The sequence below is a fragment of the Mycobacterium sp. IDUB_37 genome (assembly GCF_055419245.1).
Window position 1 is genome coordinate 554,230 of sequence record NZ_JBVAXG010000001.1, and the last position, 17,104, is coordinate 571,333.

Below are 17,104 nucleotides of genomic sequence, written 5' to 3' on the forward strand. Positions count from 1 at the left end.
CGCTTGCGCAACTGAGCGCACCGAAATAGAAAGCACGCCCACGCCCACTGGCGTGTCTTGTGCGACGTTTACTTGTCGCGGCGAGGTCGATCGACGACTGGGCTGCCGGCTAGCCGAGGCCACCGGACGATCGACTACCTGGATCTGGTCCCGGAAGTGCCGATTACTCCCTGTATTTCAGGTAGTCGGATGAGGAACGCATCCGTAAATCGGGTAGTTGGGTACGTTCCGACACCGTGCGTTTTGCGGCATCGTCGAGCACAGCCGCGATGGCAGCGCGACGCGAAGGATGGTCATGACGACGGGCGACGAGTACGAGGCCGCTTTGCGCAGCCTGCCCGAAGCGCATGCGCTGGCGATTCGCCTGCACGACGCAGGCATCGCGGACGAGGTGATCTGTGACTACCTCCAGATCGAGCCCGAAAGCGTCTGCACGCTGCTCGATCTGGCCCACCGCAAGCTGGACAACGCTCTGAACGAACGGCGCGGGTAGGGATCCGTCAACCGCTGGCCGCGTTGTTGACTGCTGCATGGCCGACGAGGCGAAGTTCCTCCGCACGGCCCGTCAGGGGCCGGCGGGCTGCCATGGAGCAGATGCTAGCTCAGCGTGGCCCTCACACACACGGTTATGTAAGGCAGCGCCAACCCGGCGGAGTTTGCCAGCGCCGAGTGGGTGGCCAGCAATGTACGCACCTGCTCGAGGGTCCTGGTACGCACCTCGGCGGGCGAGTTGATGCAGTAGGTCCGTGAGGCGACCAGATCGATAAGCGCCTGCGGCGTCAGGTAATTCGTCCACTCGACCTGATGGCGCTCCACCTCGTTGAAGGGCGCCGGCAGCGTAACCCGGTCGCGCACCGGATCGTCGTCGCGCCCGATGATGTCGTCGAGTTCGCGCACCCAGCCGAGCCGTTCGTCACGTATGTTCCAGACCAGGCCCAGCAGGCCGCCCGGCCGCAGGACTCGGGCCACCTCTGGGATGGCCTGCGCCGGGTCGACCCAGTGCCATGCCTGGGCGACGAGCACCGCGTCAACGCTGTTGTCCTCCAACGGAATCTCTTCCGCGGTTCCGAGTAGGGCGCGAGTTTGCGGCAGCGAAGCCGTCAGCACTTCCAGCATCTCGGGAACCGGGTCGACGGCCACCACGTCCAAGCCACGTTCGACCAGTCGGGTGGTCAGTTTGCCGGTGCCCGCTCCGAGGTCGAGCACGCGCTGTGTCCCGGCCGGCAGCAGCCAATCGATGGCATCGGGCGGATACGACGGGCGGCCCCGTTCGTAGGCGGCCGCCGCAGAGCCGAATGACAGGGAGCGATCACGCTTGGACCGGGTCACCTTGGACACCCTGCGCCCGCACCTTTAGCCAATTCGAGGGTCTCCCGAATCAGATTGCCCACCGGCTCGGACTCCACCAGGAACCCGTCGTGGCCGCAGATGGACTTGACGATCCGCACACCCCCACAGCCCGGCAGCAGTTCGGCCAGTTCGTCCTGCAGCCGTAGCGGGTAGAGCCGGTCGGAGGTGACACCGCCGACGACGGTGGGAACCGGGCATCTGGTCAGCGCCGCGTGCACCCCGCCGCGGCCTCGGCCGACGTCGTGGCTGTTGAGCGCTTCGGTCAGGGTCACATAGCTGCCGGCGTCGAACCGTGTCACCAGCTTGTCGCCCTGATATTCCAGATAGCTCTGCACGGAGTAACGGCCGCCGGCGGCCGGGTCTTCGCCGGGTTGCGCGGCGTTGGCGAACCGCCGGTCGAGTTCGACCTCGCCGCGGTAGGTCAGATGTGCGATGCGGCGGGCGATACGCAGTCCGTCATCGGGTGCACGCCCCGTCTCGTGGTAGTCGCCGCCCTGCCAGTTCGGGTCGGCCTTGATGGCCGCGACCTGGGTGGTCTGAGTGCCGAGCTGGTCGCCGGTGGCGCGCGCGCCCACCGCCAACAACAACCCGGCCCGGACACGTTCCGGATGGCCGACGATCCATTCCAGCGCTCGGGCTCCGCCCATAGAGCCACCAACCGCCGCCGCCACCTCGGTTATTCCCAGCGCGGTCAGCGCGGCCAGGTCCGCCTCCACCTGATCACGGATCGTGATTCGCGGAAACCTTGAGCCCCAAGGTTTTCCATTGCGGGCGAGTGAACTCGGACCGGTGGACCCGCGGCAACCGCCGAGCACGTTGGTGGACAGCGCGCACCAGCGGTTGGTGTCGATCGGCGCTCCCGGCCCGGCGACCCCGTCCCACCAACCGGGTGTCGGGTGCCCCGGCCCGGCGGGCCCGGTGATGTGCGAATCGCCGGTGAGCGCGTGCAGCACCATGACGACGTTGTCGCGGGTCGGCGACAACTCGCCCCAGCGCTGTACGGCGATGTGTACGTCGTCGATCACGGCGCCGCTCTCCAGCGTCAGTGAACCGATATCGACGAGGCCGACCTCACCTTCGGCGGGCAGCGTTTGCGTCGGTACGTCGGAGATCGTCATATCGGAAATCCCCTCAGAACGCCGCCACGGCCTGCGGATCGCTGCTGCTGTCAGAGCTGCCGAATACCCGGGCAGCGGCGAAGCCAAGCTCCAGGTCGGCCAGGATGTCATCGATGCCCTCGATGCCGACGGCAAGTCGCACCAGGCCCGGCGTGACGCCGGTGGCCAACTGCTCGGCGGGGCTGAGTTGAGCGTGCGTGGTCGACGCGGGATGAATCACCAGCGAGCGCACGTCACCGATATTGGCGACGTGGCTGTGCAACTTCAGCGCGTCGACGAACGCCTTGCCGGCCTTCTCGCCACCCGCCAGCTCGAATGCCAGGACGGCCCCGGTTCCCTTGGGAGCCAGCTTCTTTCCCAGCTCGTGCCACGGCGAGCTGGGCAGTCCCGCGTAGTTCACCGAGGTCACCTCGTCGCGGCCTTCCAAGAATTCCGCGACCCGCTGCGCGTTGGCGACGTGCCGCTCCACCCGCAGACTCAGCGTCTCCAGGCCTTGGGCCACCAGGAACGCGTTGAACGGCGCCGCCGCCGAGCCGAGGTCGCGCAGCAGTTGCACGCGGGCCTTGAGTGCGTAGGCGGGCGGTCCCAGCTCGGCGAACACCACACCGTGGTAGCTGGGATCGGGCGTGGTGAAACCGGGGAAGTTGCCGTTGGTCCAGTCGAAAGTGCCGCCGTCGACGATCACCCCGGCGATCGCGGAGCCGTGCCCGCCCAGGTACTTGGTCGCCGAGTGCACCACGATGTCGGCGCCTTGAGTCAGCGGCTGGATCAGGTAGGGCGTGGCGATGGTGTTGTCGACGATCAGCGGCACTCGGTTGCGGTGCGCCACCTCGGCGACCGCGGGCGTGTCCAGCACGTCGATCTGGGGGTTGGAGATGGTCTCGGCGAAGAACGCCTTGGTGTTGGGCCGCACCGCCGACTGCCACGAGTCCAGGTCGTCGGGATTCTCGACGAAGCTGACCTCGATACCGAGCTTCGGCAGCGAGTAGTGAAACAGGTTGTAGGTTCCGCCGTACAACCGTGGGCTGGACACGATGTGGTCACCCGCACCGGCCAGGTTCAGGATGGCGAACGTCTCGGCGGCTTGCCCGGAGGACAGGAACAACGCGGCCACGCCGCCTTCGAGTGCCGCGATGCGTTGCTCGACCACGTCGGTGGTCGGGTTGCCGATGCGGGTGTAGATGTTGCCCGGCTCGGCGAGCCCGAACAGGGCTGCGGCGTGCGCGACGTTGTCGAAGGTGTACGACGTGGTCTGGTAGATCGGCAGGGCCCGCGCATTGGTGGCCTTGCACGGTTGCTGGCCGGCGTGCACCTGCTTGGTTTCGAACGACCAATTCGCAGTCGGATCGGTCTCGATAGTGGCGTCAGTGCTCATGGAATGTCCCCTATCTGGCTTAGGGGTCCGTTTGGGACCCGCGCTTGCCGCGTAGCCGCTTGTGGCTACTCAACCTGGTCATCACCCGGGGCACCCCACCGCGGTTGGAGGGTTGCCGGCCAGCGAGCCGGGGCTTGACGCTGGCACTCATGACCGCTTCGAAGTTTATCGTATGGCGGCGGATGCCTGCCAACTATGCAGACGCAGGCGGCTCCTCGGCCAGACCCGGGGTCCGCGACGACGGCAGGCACTCCTCGAGGAAGTCGACGATCACTTCGGTGACCTTGCCGGGCGCCTCGTACATCGGCACATGCCCGACGTTGTCTAACTTGGCGAGCCGATGATTCTTGGGCAGGTACTTGGTGAAGTGCCGGCTGAACCGCGGGGACGGGACGACCCGGTCCTTTTCACACATCACCAACTGCGACGGGACGGCGGTATCGGCGAGTTCCTCCAGCCCGGGCATCAGCACCGCCTTGACCAGCAGCTGCAGGTACGCCGGGCAGTGTGCGGCGTCATCGATGATGCCGCTGAGTTCGCGCTCGCCGACCCCGTCAGGGGACGCGCTGATCGCGTAGGTGGACAGGTGGCGGCTGAACGGAATGTGCAGCACGCGCGGCCCCAGCAGCCACGCCAATGCCAGCATCGGGATGCCGATGATGAACTTGGCGATCACCTCGAACTTGGCCGGTGTCCACCGCGTCCACCCACCCGCCGGGGCGATACCGGTGACACTGCGTGCTCTGCCTCGCCGTTCCAGCTCGAACGCGACCCAACCGCCCAGCGAGTTGCCGACGATGTGGGCGGTTTCCCAGCCGATCTCGTCCATCTGGCGTTCGATGTGATCGGCCAGCACTGCCGACGAAAGGAAGTAGGTGCCCGCCCTCGGTCCGCCGTTGTGGCCGGCCATGGTCGGGGCGAACACCTCGTAGTTGCCGTTCTCGACCAGTTGCTGGGCGACTACTTCCCACACCGACTGGGACAGGAGGAAAGGATGCAGCAGCAGAATGGGTTCGGCAGAGCCATCGCGGGGTCCGAGGTGAATCGGCTCGCGAGTTCTCTCGGCGCCCTTGTGGAAGCTTGGCATGAATCCGACAGTAAATGCGGTACCGCCGGTATCGCAAGCTGCCGGGGCGAGGACCGGCGCGCCCGTGAAAAGATCGGGGCATCATGAGCACTCCTACCGGATCCCGCCGGATTTTCTCCGGCGTGCAGCCCACGTCCGACTCACTGCACCTCGGCAATGCCCTGGGTGCGGTGGCGCAATGGGTCGGGTTGCAGGACGAGCACGACGCCTTCTTCTGCGTCGTGGACCTGCACGCGATCACCATCCCGCAGGACCCAGCGGCGCTGCGGCGCCGGACGCTGATCACCGCCGCGCAGTACCTGGCGCTGGGAATCGATCCCGACCGCGCCACCATCTTCGTGCAGAGCCACGTCCCCGCACACAGCCAATTGGGTTGGGTGCTGGGCTGTTTCACCGGTTTCGGCCAGGCATCGCGGATGACCCAGTTCAAGGACAAGTCGCTGAAGCAGGGGGCCGACTCCACCACGGTGGGCCTGTTCACCTACCCGGTGCTGCAGGCCGCCGACGTGCTGGCCTATGACACCGACCTGGTGCCGGTAGGGGAGGACCAGCGTCAGCACCTCGAGCTGGCCCGCGACATCGCGCAACGATTCAACAGCCGCTTCCCGGACACGTTCGTGGTTCCCGACGTGCTCATCCCGAAGGCGACCGCCAAGATCTACGACCTGCAGGATCCGACGTCGAAAATGAGCAAGTCGGCCAGCACCGACGCGGGCCTGATCAGCCTGCTCGATGATCCGGCGAAGTCCGCCAAGAAGATTCGCTCCGCCGTGACCGACAGCGACCGGGAGATCCGCTACGACACCGAAGCCAAGCCGGGTGTGTCGAACCTGCTGAGCATCCAATCGGCGGTCACCGGGGTCAGCATCGACACGTTGGTCGACGGCTATGCCGGACGCGGCTACGGCGACCTGAAGAAGGAAACCGCCGAGGCGGTCATCGAATATGTCAGTCCAATCAAGGCCCGAGTCGATGAATTGACGGCGGATCTCGGCGAGCTGGAGGCGGTGCTGGCGCGCGGTGCGCAGCGCGCCAACGAGGTCGCGAGCAAGACTGTGCAGCGGGTCTACGATCGGTTGGGTTTTCTTCCGCAAAGCGAATAGGTGGTCGTATGGCCGAAGGCGCCAAGCCGGGATTCCTGGCTCGGTTGCGAGACCGCCATCCGTTGCTCGACCACGCGGTAAAGGCGTATCAGCGCTTCAGCAAGCAGAAGGGCACGTTCTTCGCCGCTGGGCTCACGTATTACACGATCTTTGCGTTATTTCCTTTGCTGATGGTTGGTTTCGCGGTAGCGGGCTACACCTTGTCGGCGCGGCCTGAGCTGCTGAAGACCATCGACGACAACATCCGGATCACGGTTTCCGGCGACTTGGGCCAGCAACTGGTCGATCTGATGAATTCGGCGATCGACGCTCGTACCTCGGTCGGTGTCATCGGGCTGGCCACCGCGTCCTGGGCCGGCCTGGGCTGGATGTGGCACCTGCGCGAAGCGTTGAGCGAGATGTGGGAACAGCCGGTCGACCCGGCGGGCTACGTACGCACCAAACTGTCGGATCTGACGGCGATGCTGGGAACGTTTCTGGTGATCACGACTACCGTCGCGATGAGCGCGCTGGGTCAGACGGGTCCAATGCGCGCCGTGTTCAGATGGTTTCACATTCCCGAGTTTTCGATCTTCGACGAACTCTTCCGGGGTATATCAATACTCGTGTCACTGCTCGTCTCGTGGCTGCTGTTCACCTGGATGATCGCCCGACTGCCGCGGGAACCGGGTAGCTTCGTCAGCTCGATGCGGGCCGGGTTGATCGCGGCTCTCGGGTTCGAGTTGTTCAAACAGGTGGGTTCTATCTATCTGCAGACGGTGGTCCGCAGCCCCGCGGGTGCGACGTTCGGGCCGGTGCTGGGGTTGATGGTGTTCGCGTTCGTCACCTGGTCGCTGCTGCTGTTCGCGACCGCGTGGGCCGCGACCTCGGAAGACGACGAGCGCGAGTATCACGTCGATCCCCCCGCGCCCGCGATCATCAGCCCGCGCGTCCAGATCGACGACGGACTCCGGGCCCGCCAGACGTTGGCCGCCGTGGCCGCGGGAGCCGTGGGCGCGTTGACGTTGTCTCGATTCACGCGCAGGCGACGCGACCGTTAGCCGACCAGTTTGAGCCCGACGATGCAGCCGACCACGCCGGTGATCAGCACCAGCTTGATCGGCGAGGCGGCCTCATCGCCGGTGAGCATGGCGTAGCCGACGGTGAGCACCGCACCGATGCCGACCCATACCGCGTAACTGGTTCCGGTGGGCAGACTGCGCATCGCAAACGCGAGGCCGCTCATCGACAACAACAGGGTGAAAGCGAACACCAGCGACGGCCCCAGCCGCGAGAAGCCGTCGGACTTGTTCAACGCGGTCGCCCACACCGCCTCGAGAACTCCTGACACCACCAGGACGAGCCAGGCCATCACGCGCCTCCGCTCGTCGGGGACTGTCGCCATTCTCCGTCGATCATGACCGCCGATACCTGCAGGTCACGTTCCAGCACGACCAGATTCGCGGCAAATCCGGTTTGCAGGGTGCCCACCCGGTCGAGTCCGAGCGTGCGGGCCGGCGTCACCGAGGTGGCTTGCACCGCAGCCTGCAGGGCGGCGTCCGAACCCAGCCCGTTGGCAACTACCGATCCGAAGAGTCGATCCATGGTGGCAGTGCTGCCGGCGATCGTCGCGGTGCCGCGTACCCGGGCCACGCCCGCGGCCACCACGACCGGCACCGAGCCCAACTGGAACTCGCCGTCCCCGGATCCGGCGGCCGCCGTCGCGTCGGTGATCAAAGCGACCCGGTCGGCGCCGACCCAGGCGAGCACCGCCGCCACCACGTCAGGGTGCAGGTGAACACCGTCGGCGATGAGTTCGACCGTCACACGCGGGTCGGCCAGCAGCGCCAGCACGGGTCCGGGCGCCCGATGATCCAGCGGCGGCATGGCATTGAACAGGTGGGTGGCCACGGTGGCGCCCAGTGCGATGGCCTGCTGGGTCTGCAGGTACGTGCCATCCGTGTGGCCCACGGCGACCACCACTCCCGCGCCGACAAAGCGCCGGATTGCGTCGTCGGCGCCCGGGAGTTCGGGGGCCAGCGTGACCATCCGGATCGTGCCGTCGGCGGCAGCCAGCACAGCGTCGATTTCGGCGGGGTCGGGTGGTCGGATCTGGGTGTGATCGTGTGCGCCGCAACGGTTCGTGCTTAGCCAGGGGCCTTCCAAGTGGATGCCGGCGATGACGCCGCGGCGGGTGGCGTCGGCGAGCACGGCGACAGACGAAATCAGTTCGGCGGGCGCGGCGGTGACCAGACTGGCCAGCGTGGTCGTGGTGCCGTGCCGCTGGTGGAACGCGACCGCCCGTTCGACGGCGGACGCGTCCCCGCCGGTGAAGGACGCGCCGCCGCCGCCGTGTACGTGTATGTCGATAAAGCCTGGCACCACAACGGAATCGGGCAGTTCGACGTCGGCCGGTGTGGGTGCCGGACCTGCTCCGCAGGCTTGGATCCGGGTTCGGTCGGTATGGACCCAGCCCGGACGGCACACCTCGCCGCCGATGACGACGGTCCCGGCCTGGATCAGTGTCACCCGGTCCCTACGTTCTCGGCCGGCCAGCGCCCGCCGTTCTCCCAGAAATGCCGGATGTCCTCGAGTTGGCGGCCTTTGGTCTCCGGGGCGAAGCGGTAGACGACGACGAAGGCGACCACGGCAAAAAATCCGAACACCGCGAAAACCCCCGCGCCGCCGAGTACATGCAGCATGGTCAGAAAGAACGCGGCAATGATCGCATTGGCCGTCAGGTTCGAGGTCAGCATGACGCTGGATCCCACCGAGCGCAGATGAGACGGGAAGCTCTCCCCGGCGAAAACCCAAACCAGCGAGCCGAACCCGAAGCTGAAACCGATGATGAACAGCAGCACTCCGGCGAACCCTAGAACCGCGCCGCCACCGGTGGAGTCGCGGGCGAAGACGGCGATCAGCACCGCGTCGGCAACGATCATCATGGTGATGCCGCACAACAGGATCGGGCGTCGTCCCACCCGGTCGACCAGATACAGCGCGGCGCCCACCGCTGCCAAACCGGCGACCTGCACGAGCGCCGGCAGCGCCAACAGCGCGAAGTAGCCCTGAAAACCCATGGCCGCGAACAATCGCGGGCTGTAGTAGATGATCGCGTTGATCCCGGTGATCTGGATCAGGAAGCCAAGCGCGACGACGAACAGGGTGGCCCGCAGATACGGCCGCCGCAGCATCTCCGAGAGGCCGCCACCGGGGGTGTTCTGGTCTTCGCTCACCGCGCGGGCGATTTCGGCCAATTCGGCGTCGACGGTCGCCTCGGACTCGACGCGCAGCAGCGCCCGGCGCGCGTCGTCGAGGCGACCCTTGAGCAGATACCACCGGGCGGTGTCGGGCATCCGCAGCAGCAACGGGAGCAACATGGTGGCGGGGACGGCCGCGAGCCCCAGCATCCATCGCCAGTTCTGCGATCCGGCAAGCAGATAGCCCGCCAGGTAGCCGACGATGAGGCCGCTGACCGTGGCCAACTGATACGCCGCCAGCAGCGATCCGCGCACTGCGGCGGGTGCCGACTCGGCCACGTACACCGGCACCACCACCACCGAGACTCCGATGGTCACACCGAGCAGCAACCGCGCGACCAGCAACATCGGTACCGAGACCGCCGTCGCGCCCAGCAGCGCGAACAGCGCATAGCCGAGGGTGATCAGCACCATCGACTTCTTGCGCCCGATCGCGTCGGCGAGCACGCCCGCGCCCAGCGCTCCGACGATCTGGCCGATCACCACCGTGGTGGTCACCAACTCCTGCTGTCGGATGGTGAGGTCGAACTGCTTGGTGATGAAGAGCAGCGCGCCCGCGATGCTGGAGAGGTCGTAGCCGTAGATGATCCCTACGCTGGCCGCGGTGAGGCCGACGAGCCAGCCGCGCTTCCGTGGACCGCTCAGACCTTCACCTTGGCCTTCAGCAACTTGATCACGGCCTCCGGATCCTCGGGAGTGATGCACGGTCGCACGCGGCGCCCCACATCCAGCACCAGCAGCGTGGCCTTTTTTCCGCGATGGACGTCCAGCGGAAACCAGTACCGCGGATCGCCGGCGCCCCAGATCCGCCCTTTGCCGGACGACCAGCTCATCTGCTCTCGCTTGATGCCCTGAATGGCGCTGTACGCGACCCGCTTTGACGTGCCGAACGGGAAGTAGTAACGGTGAATGGTGATTCCGTCCTCATCCAGGGTGAGGCCGGCGTCCTGGTAAAGGGCCGTCATGCGGTGAACGCTGCCATAGGCCGGGTTGGGCGGTCAACCACGTGCTCGGCAAACCCTCGCGGACACCTAATGCTGCGCCCGACCGTTCATCGAGCGCGCCACCAGGATCAATCCGAACACGATGACTGTGCCGATCACGGCGACCCCGACCCGGATCGGCATCGCATCGGCGGCCGACATCAGACCCGCCGCCTGATTGTTCTCCGGCGCCCGGCTTGCCGGGCTCTCCTTGGGGGTGACCAGTGACGGGTCGGGCTCGATCAGCGAACCCACCTTGGTGCCCTGCGGGGTGCCGAAGCCGTAGTCCAGCAGGTGCGCGGCCTGCTCCCACGGGGGAATGGGTTGGCGGGTGCCGTGCAGCAGCACCGCCATCAGTCGCCGTCCGTCGCGGTTGGCCGCACCGACGAACGTCTGGCCCGCGTCGTCGGTGTAGCCGGTCTTGCCGCCCATCGCGCCGGGGTAGTGGTAGAGCAGTTGGTTGTCGTTCTCCAGCTCATAGCCGGGCGAGTCGCCGTGGCCCGGGAAGTTGAACGTCCTGGTGGCGACGATGTCGGCGAAGACGGGGTTACGCCAGGCGTAGCGGTAGAACAGGCTCATGTCGTAGGCCGAGGTGCTCATGCCGGGTCCATCGAGTCCGGACGGCGTCGCCACCCTGGTGTCTCGTCCACCGAGCTTGGCGGCCAACAGGTTCAGCTTTTCCAGTGCGGCCTGCATGCCGCCGAGTTGCACGGCCAGCGCGTGTGCCGCGTCGTTGCCCGAGTGCATCAGCAGGCCGTGCAGCAACTGGTTGATGGTGAAGGTGCCGCCCGCGTCGACGCCGACTTTGGTGCCCTCGGCGGCCGCGTCGTCATCGGTCCCGGGGACGGCTTTGTTCTGGTTGAACGCGTTGATGGATGCCATCGCCACCAGCACCTTGATGATGCTGGCGGGCCGGTGGCGGCCGTGCGGATCGCGTGCGGCGATGACCGCGCCGCTGTCCAGGTCGGCTACCACCCAGGCCTCGGCGGAGACGTCGCCCGGCACCGGGGCAGTGCCGGGGGCGGCGACGATTCCGCAGTCGCTGAGCGCGTTTCCGCCGATGGGGCTCGGGGGCAGCGCCAGCGGAAGTGGCGGTTCACCGGCCCGCGGCACTTCCGAAGAGTCCACCGCGGGCGGGGTGTTGATCTTGTACGGGCAGTTCTCGGCCGCGGCGTTGATGGCGGCACCAGGCTCTGCTCGGGCAATCGGCAGCGCACTGGGCAGGCCTGCCGACGTCAGCAGCGCGCCTGATCCCGTGATCGCGAAAACCGCTGCAGCCAGGCACGATGCTGCGCGCAAAGAGGTCCGTGTGATGGGCATCGCAAAGCAGATTAAGCGATCCTGGACGTGACCGTAGGTTGCCGCGCTGTGACTGATGAGACGGAAGTTGCAGTTCGGACAGCGGAGCTGGCGACGTGCAGTTGACAGTGTCGAAAATGTAGATGACACTGTCAAATGATATGACTCCACTGTTGACGTTGTCTGAATTCGCTGCCGCGGCCGCCGCCGCCGTGCAGGCGTCCGGCGCCGCGCCGGACAATCGCCAGGCCAAGGCGGTTCCGGCCGAGCGGATGGTGCGGTACTACACCGCACGGGGACTGTTGCCCCGGCCGGGCACCCGAGGCCGCGCGCTCACCTACGGGCGGACGCATCTGGTGCGTCTGGTTGCCATCAAGCGACTGCAGGGCGAAGGTCTGTCGCTGGACGATATTGCCCAGCGATTGGAGGGAATGTCGACCAGTGAAGTGGAATCGCTGGCCGCAATCCCGGACGCCGCCATGCCGCCTGGCCTGGGCGATCCCGAGTCTGCGCCGCAAGCGCCCCGCGCTGCCGGCCCGTTCTGGCGCACCGTCCCCGAAACCGCGGCGGAGCCTGTTGTCGCCGCAATGCCGGCGACCCTGCCGCCGGCCGTGACCAGCATGCAGGCCGTCCGGCTTTCCGACACTGTCACATTGCTGATCGACGGCCCACTGCCTCCGCTAGACGCACTGCGCAGTGCCGCGCAGCCGCTCCTGAACCTCCTCGCCGCTCTTCCCGACGGCACCGCCACCCCTGGAAAGGACTCCCTATGAGTGCTCAGTTGTTGCCCCTGCTCCCCATCGAAACCGTGCGATCCGCGCGACCGGCCACGGCGGGGAGGCCGACCTGCGGCGAGCTGAGTTCCGCGGACGGGCGTTCCCTGCCGCTCAAGGCCCTCAGTGTGGCGACCGCGATCGTGGGCATGACGGCCACGTCCACGGTCCGGCAGCGGTTCGTCAACTCCGGCGACACCACCATCGAGGCCACCTACGTGTTCCCACTTCCGGCCCGCGCCGGCGTGACCGATTTCGCGGCCGACCTGGCCGGCCGTCGGGTGGTGGGTGTCCTCAAGGAACGCGGACAGGCGCGCGCCGACTACGAGCAAGCCGTGGTTTCCGGTCAGCGCGCGGCGATCGTCGAGGAGGACCGCTCCGACGTGTTCTCGGTGCGGGTCGGCAACATCGGCCCCGGCGAGGAAGCCACCATCGAGATGCAACTGACCGGTCCGTTGTCGTTCGAGGACGGCGAGGCCACGTTCCGATTCCCGTTGGTGGTCGCGCCTCGCTACACCACCGGAAGCGCGGTCGGCGGCGATCAGACCGGAGCCGGCGTGGCGCCCGACACCGACGCGGTGCCCGATGCGTCGCGGGTGACCCCGCCACGTCTCATCGACAGCGACGAGCGCCCCGACCTGCAGATCTCGCTGACCATCGACGGAGCCGGGCTGGCAGTCTCGGACTTGCGGTCCAGCCTGTCCACGGCGATGGCCGCCGCGGCCGCCGATGGAGCGACTCAGCTGCGGGTGGAGCCCGGCGCCCGGGCCGACCGCGACTTTGTGCTGCGCTTCCGCATTGACCGCAGTGACATGTCCTCGTCGGCCCTGCTGGTCCCGGACGCCGACGGGGAAGAGGGCACCTGGTCGGTGACGCTGGTCCCGCCCGCCGAAACATCCAGCGCACCAAGGGATGTAGTGGTGCTGCTGGACCGTTCGGGTTCCATGCACGGCTGGAAGATGATCGCCGCGCGACGGGCCGCGGGCCGCATCGTGGACATGCTCGACACCGCCGACCGATTCTGCGTGCTGGCCTTCGACGACCAGATCGACACTCCCGCACACCTGGCCGAAGGTCTGGTTGCCGGCGATGACCGGAACCGGTTCGCGGCGGCCTCGTGGCTGGGATCGCTGGAAAGCCGGGGCGGCACCGAGATGGTCGGACCGCTGTACAAGGCGATGGAGATTCTGACCGAGTCCGGCGCCGACCGGCAGGCCAGCGTGGTGCTGGTGACGGACGGTCAGATCGCCGGCGAGGACCACCTGCTGCGGACGCTGGCGTCCGCCGTCGGCAACACCCGCATTTACTGCGTGGGCATCGACCGCGCCGTCAATGCCGGCTTCCTGGACCGGCTCGCGCAACTGGGCCGGGGCCGTTCGGAGTTGGTCGAATCCGAGGAGCGGTTGGACGAGGCGATGGCGCGATTGGCCCGGACCATCGGGCGTCCGGCGCTGACCGGCCTACGAGTCAGTGCGGAGAGCGTCGAGATCATCGAAAACAGCGTGACGCCAGGCAGATTGCCCGACGCCTTTGCCGGGGTGCCCTGCGTGATCTCCGGTCGCTACCGCGTTGCCGCACCGGGAGCCGTGCTGCGCGTCGACGCCGACGCACCTGGCGGACCTTTCACCACGACAATGACCGCCCGGCCGGTGCCGGAAGCCGTTGCGGTGCGCACGATCTGGGCACGTTCGGTGGTGCGGGACCTCGAAGACGACTATGCGGCGTACTCCGGCGGCTACTCGGCTGACGACGAATTGGCCGCCCAGCTCGTCGCGCACTCGGTCCGGTTCGGCGTGCTCTCGCGGTTCACCGCGTTCGTGGCCGTCGATCCGGAACGCACCGACGCGGGCCCGCTCACCGAGGTGATCCAGCCCGTCGAGGAGCCATCGGGCTGGGCGACAAACGTCGGATTCGCGGCCCGCGGAGTGTTTGCGACAGGCGCTGGCATGGCGATGCCCGCGGCGATGATGCCCGCGCCCGCCGCGATGATGCCCCCGCCCCCGCCTACCTGCGCGCCGCCGGTGTACGCCCAGGCTGCGCCGCCGATGTACGCCGGAGCCGCCCCCGGCGGAGCGCCGGACGGCGTAGCGGATCGCACGGTGGAGGCGCCCATCCCGGTTCCACTGCCGGCGCCCAAGAAGCCCGCAGCGCCGCGGTCGCTGGAGAAGCTGCTCAAGCAGGTGGAGAAGGGGACCCAGGTGCGGCGTACCGGACTCGATGCGGTGCTCGCCGAGTTGAGGCACCATCGCGATGCGGCCACTGGTCCGGAGTTGCGCTCCGCACTCGACCTGTTGTGCGCCGCGCTGGCTCGGTTCTTGCAAGACCCGACAGCGCCGCAGGGTCAGCAGGTGTTGGTGGGGATCGATGCGGTCAAGCGGGCACTGGCCGGCCAGGACCGGCCGGTGCGTAAACGCCGGTTCTGGGCGTGAGGTGCGTTGTCGCGCCGTCGATTTCAGTGGATGTTGATGTCGCTCAGCACGCCGCGCAGGATCGATTCGATGGTGTCGAACTCGGCTTGGCCGCTGGTCAAGATGGGTGCCAGTTGGATGACGGTGTCGCCGCGTTCGTCGGTGCGGCAGTTCAGTCCGGCCTCCCACATCGCCGCGCTGGCCTGTCCCAGCACCGCTGAGCGTTCCTCGTCGGTGAACGTCTGCTTGGTCGTCTGGTCCTTGACCAGTTCGAGCGCGAGGAAGAAGCCCTCGCCGCGGACGTCGCCGACGATGGGGAGGTCGTACAGCTTCTCCAGAGTGGCGCGGAACGCGGGTGCCTGCTGTTTGACGTGGTCGGTGAGGCCTTCGCGTTCGATGATGTCGAGGTTGGCCGTGGCCACCGCCGCCGACACGGGGTGACCGCCGAAGGTGTAGCCGTGGCGCAACGTCGTCTTGCCGTCGTTGAACGGTTCGAACACCTTTTCGCTGGCGATCAACGCGCCCAGCGGCGAATAACCCGACGTCAGACCCTTGGCGCAGGCGATCATGTCGGGCACGTAGCCGATGTCGTCGCAGCCGAAGATCGACCCGGTCCGGCCGAACGCACAGATCACCTCGTCGGAGACCAAGAGCACGTCGTACTCGTCGCAGATCTCGCGGACCCGGTCGAAATAGCCCGGGGGCGGCGGGATGGACCCGCCGGCGTTCTGCACCGGTTCCAGGAAGACAGCGGCGACGGACTCGGGCCCCTCGAATTCGATCGCTTCGGCGATCCGATCGGCGGACCAGCGGCCAAAGGCTTTCTCGTCATCGCGAAAAGGTTCGGGAGCCCGATAGAAGTTGGTATTCGGCACCCGGTAGCCGCCCGGCGTCATCGGCTCGAAGTCGTGCTTGTAGGACGGCAGTCCGGTGATCGCCAGCGCGCCCTGCGGGGTGCCGTGAAATGCCACCGATCGCGAAATGGCTTTGTACTTACCGGGTTTGCCCTTGAGCTTGAAGTATTGTTTGGCGATCTTCCACGCCGTCTCAACCGCCTCCGCGCCGCCGGTGGTGAAGAACACCCGATTGAGGTCGCCCGGTGCGTGGCCCGCTAGACGCTCGGCTAGTTCGATCGCCGGCGGAGTGGCATAGCCCCACAGCGGGAAGAACGCCAGTTTCTCGGCTTGCCGGGCGGCGACTTCCGCGAGTTCAGCACGGCCGTAACCGATTTGGACCACAAAAAGGCCGGAAAGCGCGTCCAGATAGCGCTTGCCGCGGTCGTCGAAAATGTGGACGCCCTCGCCGCGCACAATGACCGGCGGCGCGATGCCGTTGCCGTGTTGGGCGAAATGCATCCAAAGGTTCTCAGTCATCTTGTTTTCAGACTCTAGCGCCCCATCGAGATAGGCTCCCTTCATGCCGGTAGCCGAGCAGATTTCAGAGTTCGAGGCGCTGCGACCTCACCTGATGTCGGTCGCCTACCGATTGACCGGAACGGTCGCCGACGCGGAAGACATCGTCCAGGACGCGTGGCTGCGCTGGAGCACTCAGGACACTGCGATCGACAACCTGCAGGCGTGGCTCACTACTGTGGTGAGCCGGCTCGGGCTGGACCGGTTGCGCTCGGCGACCTACCGACGCGAAAGCTACAAAGGCAATTGGCTCCCCGAACCCGTGGTCACCGGATTCGACACCACGGACCCGCTGTCGGCGGTGGTGGCTGCCGAAGACGCGCGTTTCGCGGCCATGGTGGTGCTGGAACGACTGAACCCTGACCAGCGGGTCGCGTTCGTGCTGCACGACGGATTCGCCGTGCCCTTCGCCGAAGTCGCCGATGTGCTGGGCACCAACGAAGCCGCCGCGCGGCAACTCGCGTCGCGGGCCCGGAAGGCGGTCGCCTCGGCGCCGCCGCCGAAGGCCGACCCCGGCCACGCCGAGGTCGTCGGCAAACTGATGGCCGCCATGTCTGCCGGCGACATCGAGACCATCGTGTCGCTGCTGCATCCCGACGTGATCTTCACCGGCGACGCCAATGGCAAGGTGTCGACGGCGGTCAATGTCATTCACGGCGTGGACAAGGTCATCCGGTTCATGCTCGGACTGGCCAACCGGTACGGCGACGACTTCTACACTGAACATCAGCTGGCACTCGTGAACGGCGAATTAGGTTCCTACACACCCGGATTCGCTGCAGCCGAAGGGCGTCGCGAGATGGCGCCCCGCATCACCGCCATGACGGTGCGCGACGGAAAGGTCGTCGCCCTATGGGATATCGCCAATCCCGACAAGTTCACCGGGTCGCCGCTGCGGGCGTCGCAGTAGTTCGCTCTCAGCGAAATAAGTTGTGTTGCTTGACTATCGACGGTGCT

The 17,104-nt window shown here is 66.9% G+C and carries 16 protein-coding genes and 1 riboswitch; of the genes, 6 read left to right on the forward strand and 10 right to left on the reverse strand.

Going from position 1 to position 17,104, the window contains the following annotated elements; translation table 11 throughout:
• The first annotated feature begins 295 nt into the window (after positions 1 to 295).
• Complete coding sequence (locus ACZY1I_RS02610) at positions 296 to 493, forward strand: hypothetical protein (RefSeq protein WP_463752707.1); 198 nt, start codon at positions 296 to 298, stop codon at positions 491 to 493.
• Positions 494 to 597: 104 nt separating this feature from the next.
• Here the strand turns inward: ACZY1I_RS02610 and ACZY1I_RS02615 are convergent, their stop codons facing one another.
• The 4 genes from ACZY1I_RS02615 to ACZY1I_RS02630 form a co-directional block, all read right to left on the reverse strand.
• Positions 598 to 1,329, reverse strand: a complete 732-nt coding sequence (locus ACZY1I_RS02615) for a class I SAM-dependent methyltransferase (RefSeq protein ID WP_463753474.1) — start codon at positions 1,327 to 1,329, stop codon at positions 598 to 600.
• Positions 1,326 to 2,468 (reverse strand): homoserine O-acetyltransferase MetX, encoded by a 1,143-nt coding sequence (gene metX / locus ACZY1I_RS02620; RefSeq protein ID WP_463752708.1) that lies wholly within the window; start codon positions 2,466 to 2,468, stop codon positions 1,326 to 1,328. Before metX ends, ACZY1I_RS02615 begins: the two co-directional genes overlap by 4 nt.
• A 13-nt stretch (positions 2,469 to 2,481) precedes the next feature.
• Complete coding sequence (locus ACZY1I_RS02625; protein ID WP_463752709.1) at positions 2,482 to 3,843, reverse strand: bifunctional o-acetylhomoserine/o-acetylserine sulfhydrylase; 1,362 nt, start codon at positions 3,841 to 3,843, stop codon at positions 2,482 to 2,484.
• 35 nt (positions 3,844 to 3,878) lie between these two features.
• A riboswitch (SAM riboswitch) is annotated at positions 3,879 to 3,998 on the reverse strand.
• A 38-nt stretch (positions 3,999 to 4,036) separates the two neighbouring features.
• Positions 4,037 to 4,849: an alpha/beta fold hydrolase gene (locus ACZY1I_RS02630; protein ID WP_463753475.1), complete on the reverse strand. Its 813-nt coding sequence runs from the start codon at positions 4,847 to 4,849 to the stop codon at positions 4,037 to 4,039.
• 164 nt (positions 4,850 to 5,013) lie between these two features.
• Between ACZY1I_RS02630 and trpS the strand changes: the two genes are divergently transcribed.
• Together trpS and yhjD are read left to right on the forward strand one after the other, a co-directional pair.
• The gene (gene trpS / locus ACZY1I_RS02635; RefSeq protein ID WP_463752710.1) at positions 5,014 to 6,033 is read left to right on the forward strand and encodes a tryptophan--tRNA ligase; all 1,020 of its coding nucleotides are present in this window, start codon (positions 5,014 to 5,016) and stop codon (positions 6,031 to 6,033) included.
• A gap of 8 nt (positions 6,034 to 6,041) precedes the next feature.
• Positions 6,042 to 7,073: an inner membrane protein YhjD gene (gene yhjD, locus ACZY1I_RS02640; RefSeq protein WP_463752711.1), complete on the forward strand. Its 1,032-nt coding sequence runs from the start codon at positions 6,042 to 6,044 to the stop codon at positions 7,071 to 7,073.
• On the opposite strand, the gene ACZY1I_RS02645 is transcribed toward yhjD, so the two are convergent.
• The 5 genes from ACZY1I_RS02645 to dacB1 all read right to left on the reverse strand — a co-directional run bounded on the left by ACZY1I_RS02645 (position 7,070) and on the right by dacB1 (position 11,575).
• Positions 7,070 to 7,384: a DMT family transporter gene (locus ACZY1I_RS02645; RefSeq protein WP_463752712.1), complete on the reverse strand. Its 315-nt coding sequence runs from the start codon at positions 7,382 to 7,384 to the stop codon at positions 7,070 to 7,072. The genes yhjD and ACZY1I_RS02645 overlap by 4 nt on opposite strands.
• A complete protein-coding gene (gene nagA / locus ACZY1I_RS02650) occupies positions 7,384 to 8,541 on the reverse strand; it encodes an N-acetylglucosamine-6-phosphate deacetylase (RefSeq protein WP_463752713.1) in 1,158 nt (385 codons plus the stop codon). Before nagA ends, ACZY1I_RS02645 begins: the two co-directional genes overlap by 1 nt.
• On the reverse strand, positions 8,538 to 9,977 hold the full coding sequence (locus tag ACZY1I_RS02655; protein ID WP_463752714.1) for a sugar porter family MFS transporter: 1,440 nt from the start codon (positions 9,975 to 9,977) through the stop codon (positions 8,538 to 8,540). Before ACZY1I_RS02655 ends, nagA begins: the two co-directional genes overlap by 4 nt.
• The gene (locus ACZY1I_RS02660) at positions 9,914 to 10,237 is read right to left on the reverse strand and encodes a PH domain-containing protein (protein WP_463752715.1); all 324 of its coding nucleotides are present in this window, start codon (positions 10,235 to 10,237) and stop codon (positions 9,914 to 9,916) included. The genes ACZY1I_RS02655 and ACZY1I_RS02660 overlap by 64 nt, the downstream gene beginning before the upstream one ends.
• Positions 10,238 to 10,303: 66 nt before the next feature.
• Positions 10,304 to 11,575, reverse strand: a complete 1,272-nt coding sequence (gene dacB1 / locus ACZY1I_RS02665; RefSeq protein ID WP_463752716.1) for a D-alanyl-D-alanine carboxypeptidase DacB1 — start codon at positions 11,573 to 11,575, stop codon at positions 10,304 to 10,306.
• Between the two features lie 140 nt (positions 11,576 to 11,715).
• On the opposite strand from dacB1, the gene ACZY1I_RS02670 reads away from it, so the two are divergent.
• Positions 11,716 to 12,327 (forward strand): helix-turn-helix domain-containing protein, encoded by a 612-nt coding sequence (locus ACZY1I_RS02670; RefSeq protein WP_463752717.1) that lies wholly within the window; start codon positions 11,716 to 11,718, stop codon positions 12,325 to 12,327.
• Positions 12,324 to 14,756, forward strand: coding sequence for a VIT domain-containing protein (locus tag ACZY1I_RS02675; RefSeq protein WP_463752718.1), 2,433 nt, complete (start codon positions 12,324 to 12,326; stop codon positions 14,754 to 14,756). Before ACZY1I_RS02670 ends, ACZY1I_RS02675 begins: the two co-directional genes overlap by 4 nt.
• A 23-nt stretch (positions 14,757 to 14,779) precedes the next feature.
• On the opposite strand, the gene ACZY1I_RS02680 is transcribed toward ACZY1I_RS02675, so the two are convergent.
• A complete protein-coding gene (locus ACZY1I_RS02680; protein WP_463752719.1) occupies positions 14,780 to 16,153 on the reverse strand; it encodes an aspartate aminotransferase family protein in 1,374 nt (457 codons plus the stop codon).
• On the opposite strand from ACZY1I_RS02680, the gene ACZY1I_RS02685 reads away from it, so the two are divergent.
• Positions 16,152 to 17,057: a sigma-70 family RNA polymerase sigma factor gene (locus ACZY1I_RS02685; RefSeq protein ID WP_463752720.1), complete on the forward strand. Its 906-nt coding sequence runs from the start codon at positions 16,152 to 16,154 to the stop codon at positions 17,055 to 17,057. The two genes, ACZY1I_RS02680 and ACZY1I_RS02685, sit on opposite strands and share 2 nt — an antisense overlap.
• The last annotated feature ends 47 nt before the right edge of the window (positions 17,058 to 17,104 follow it).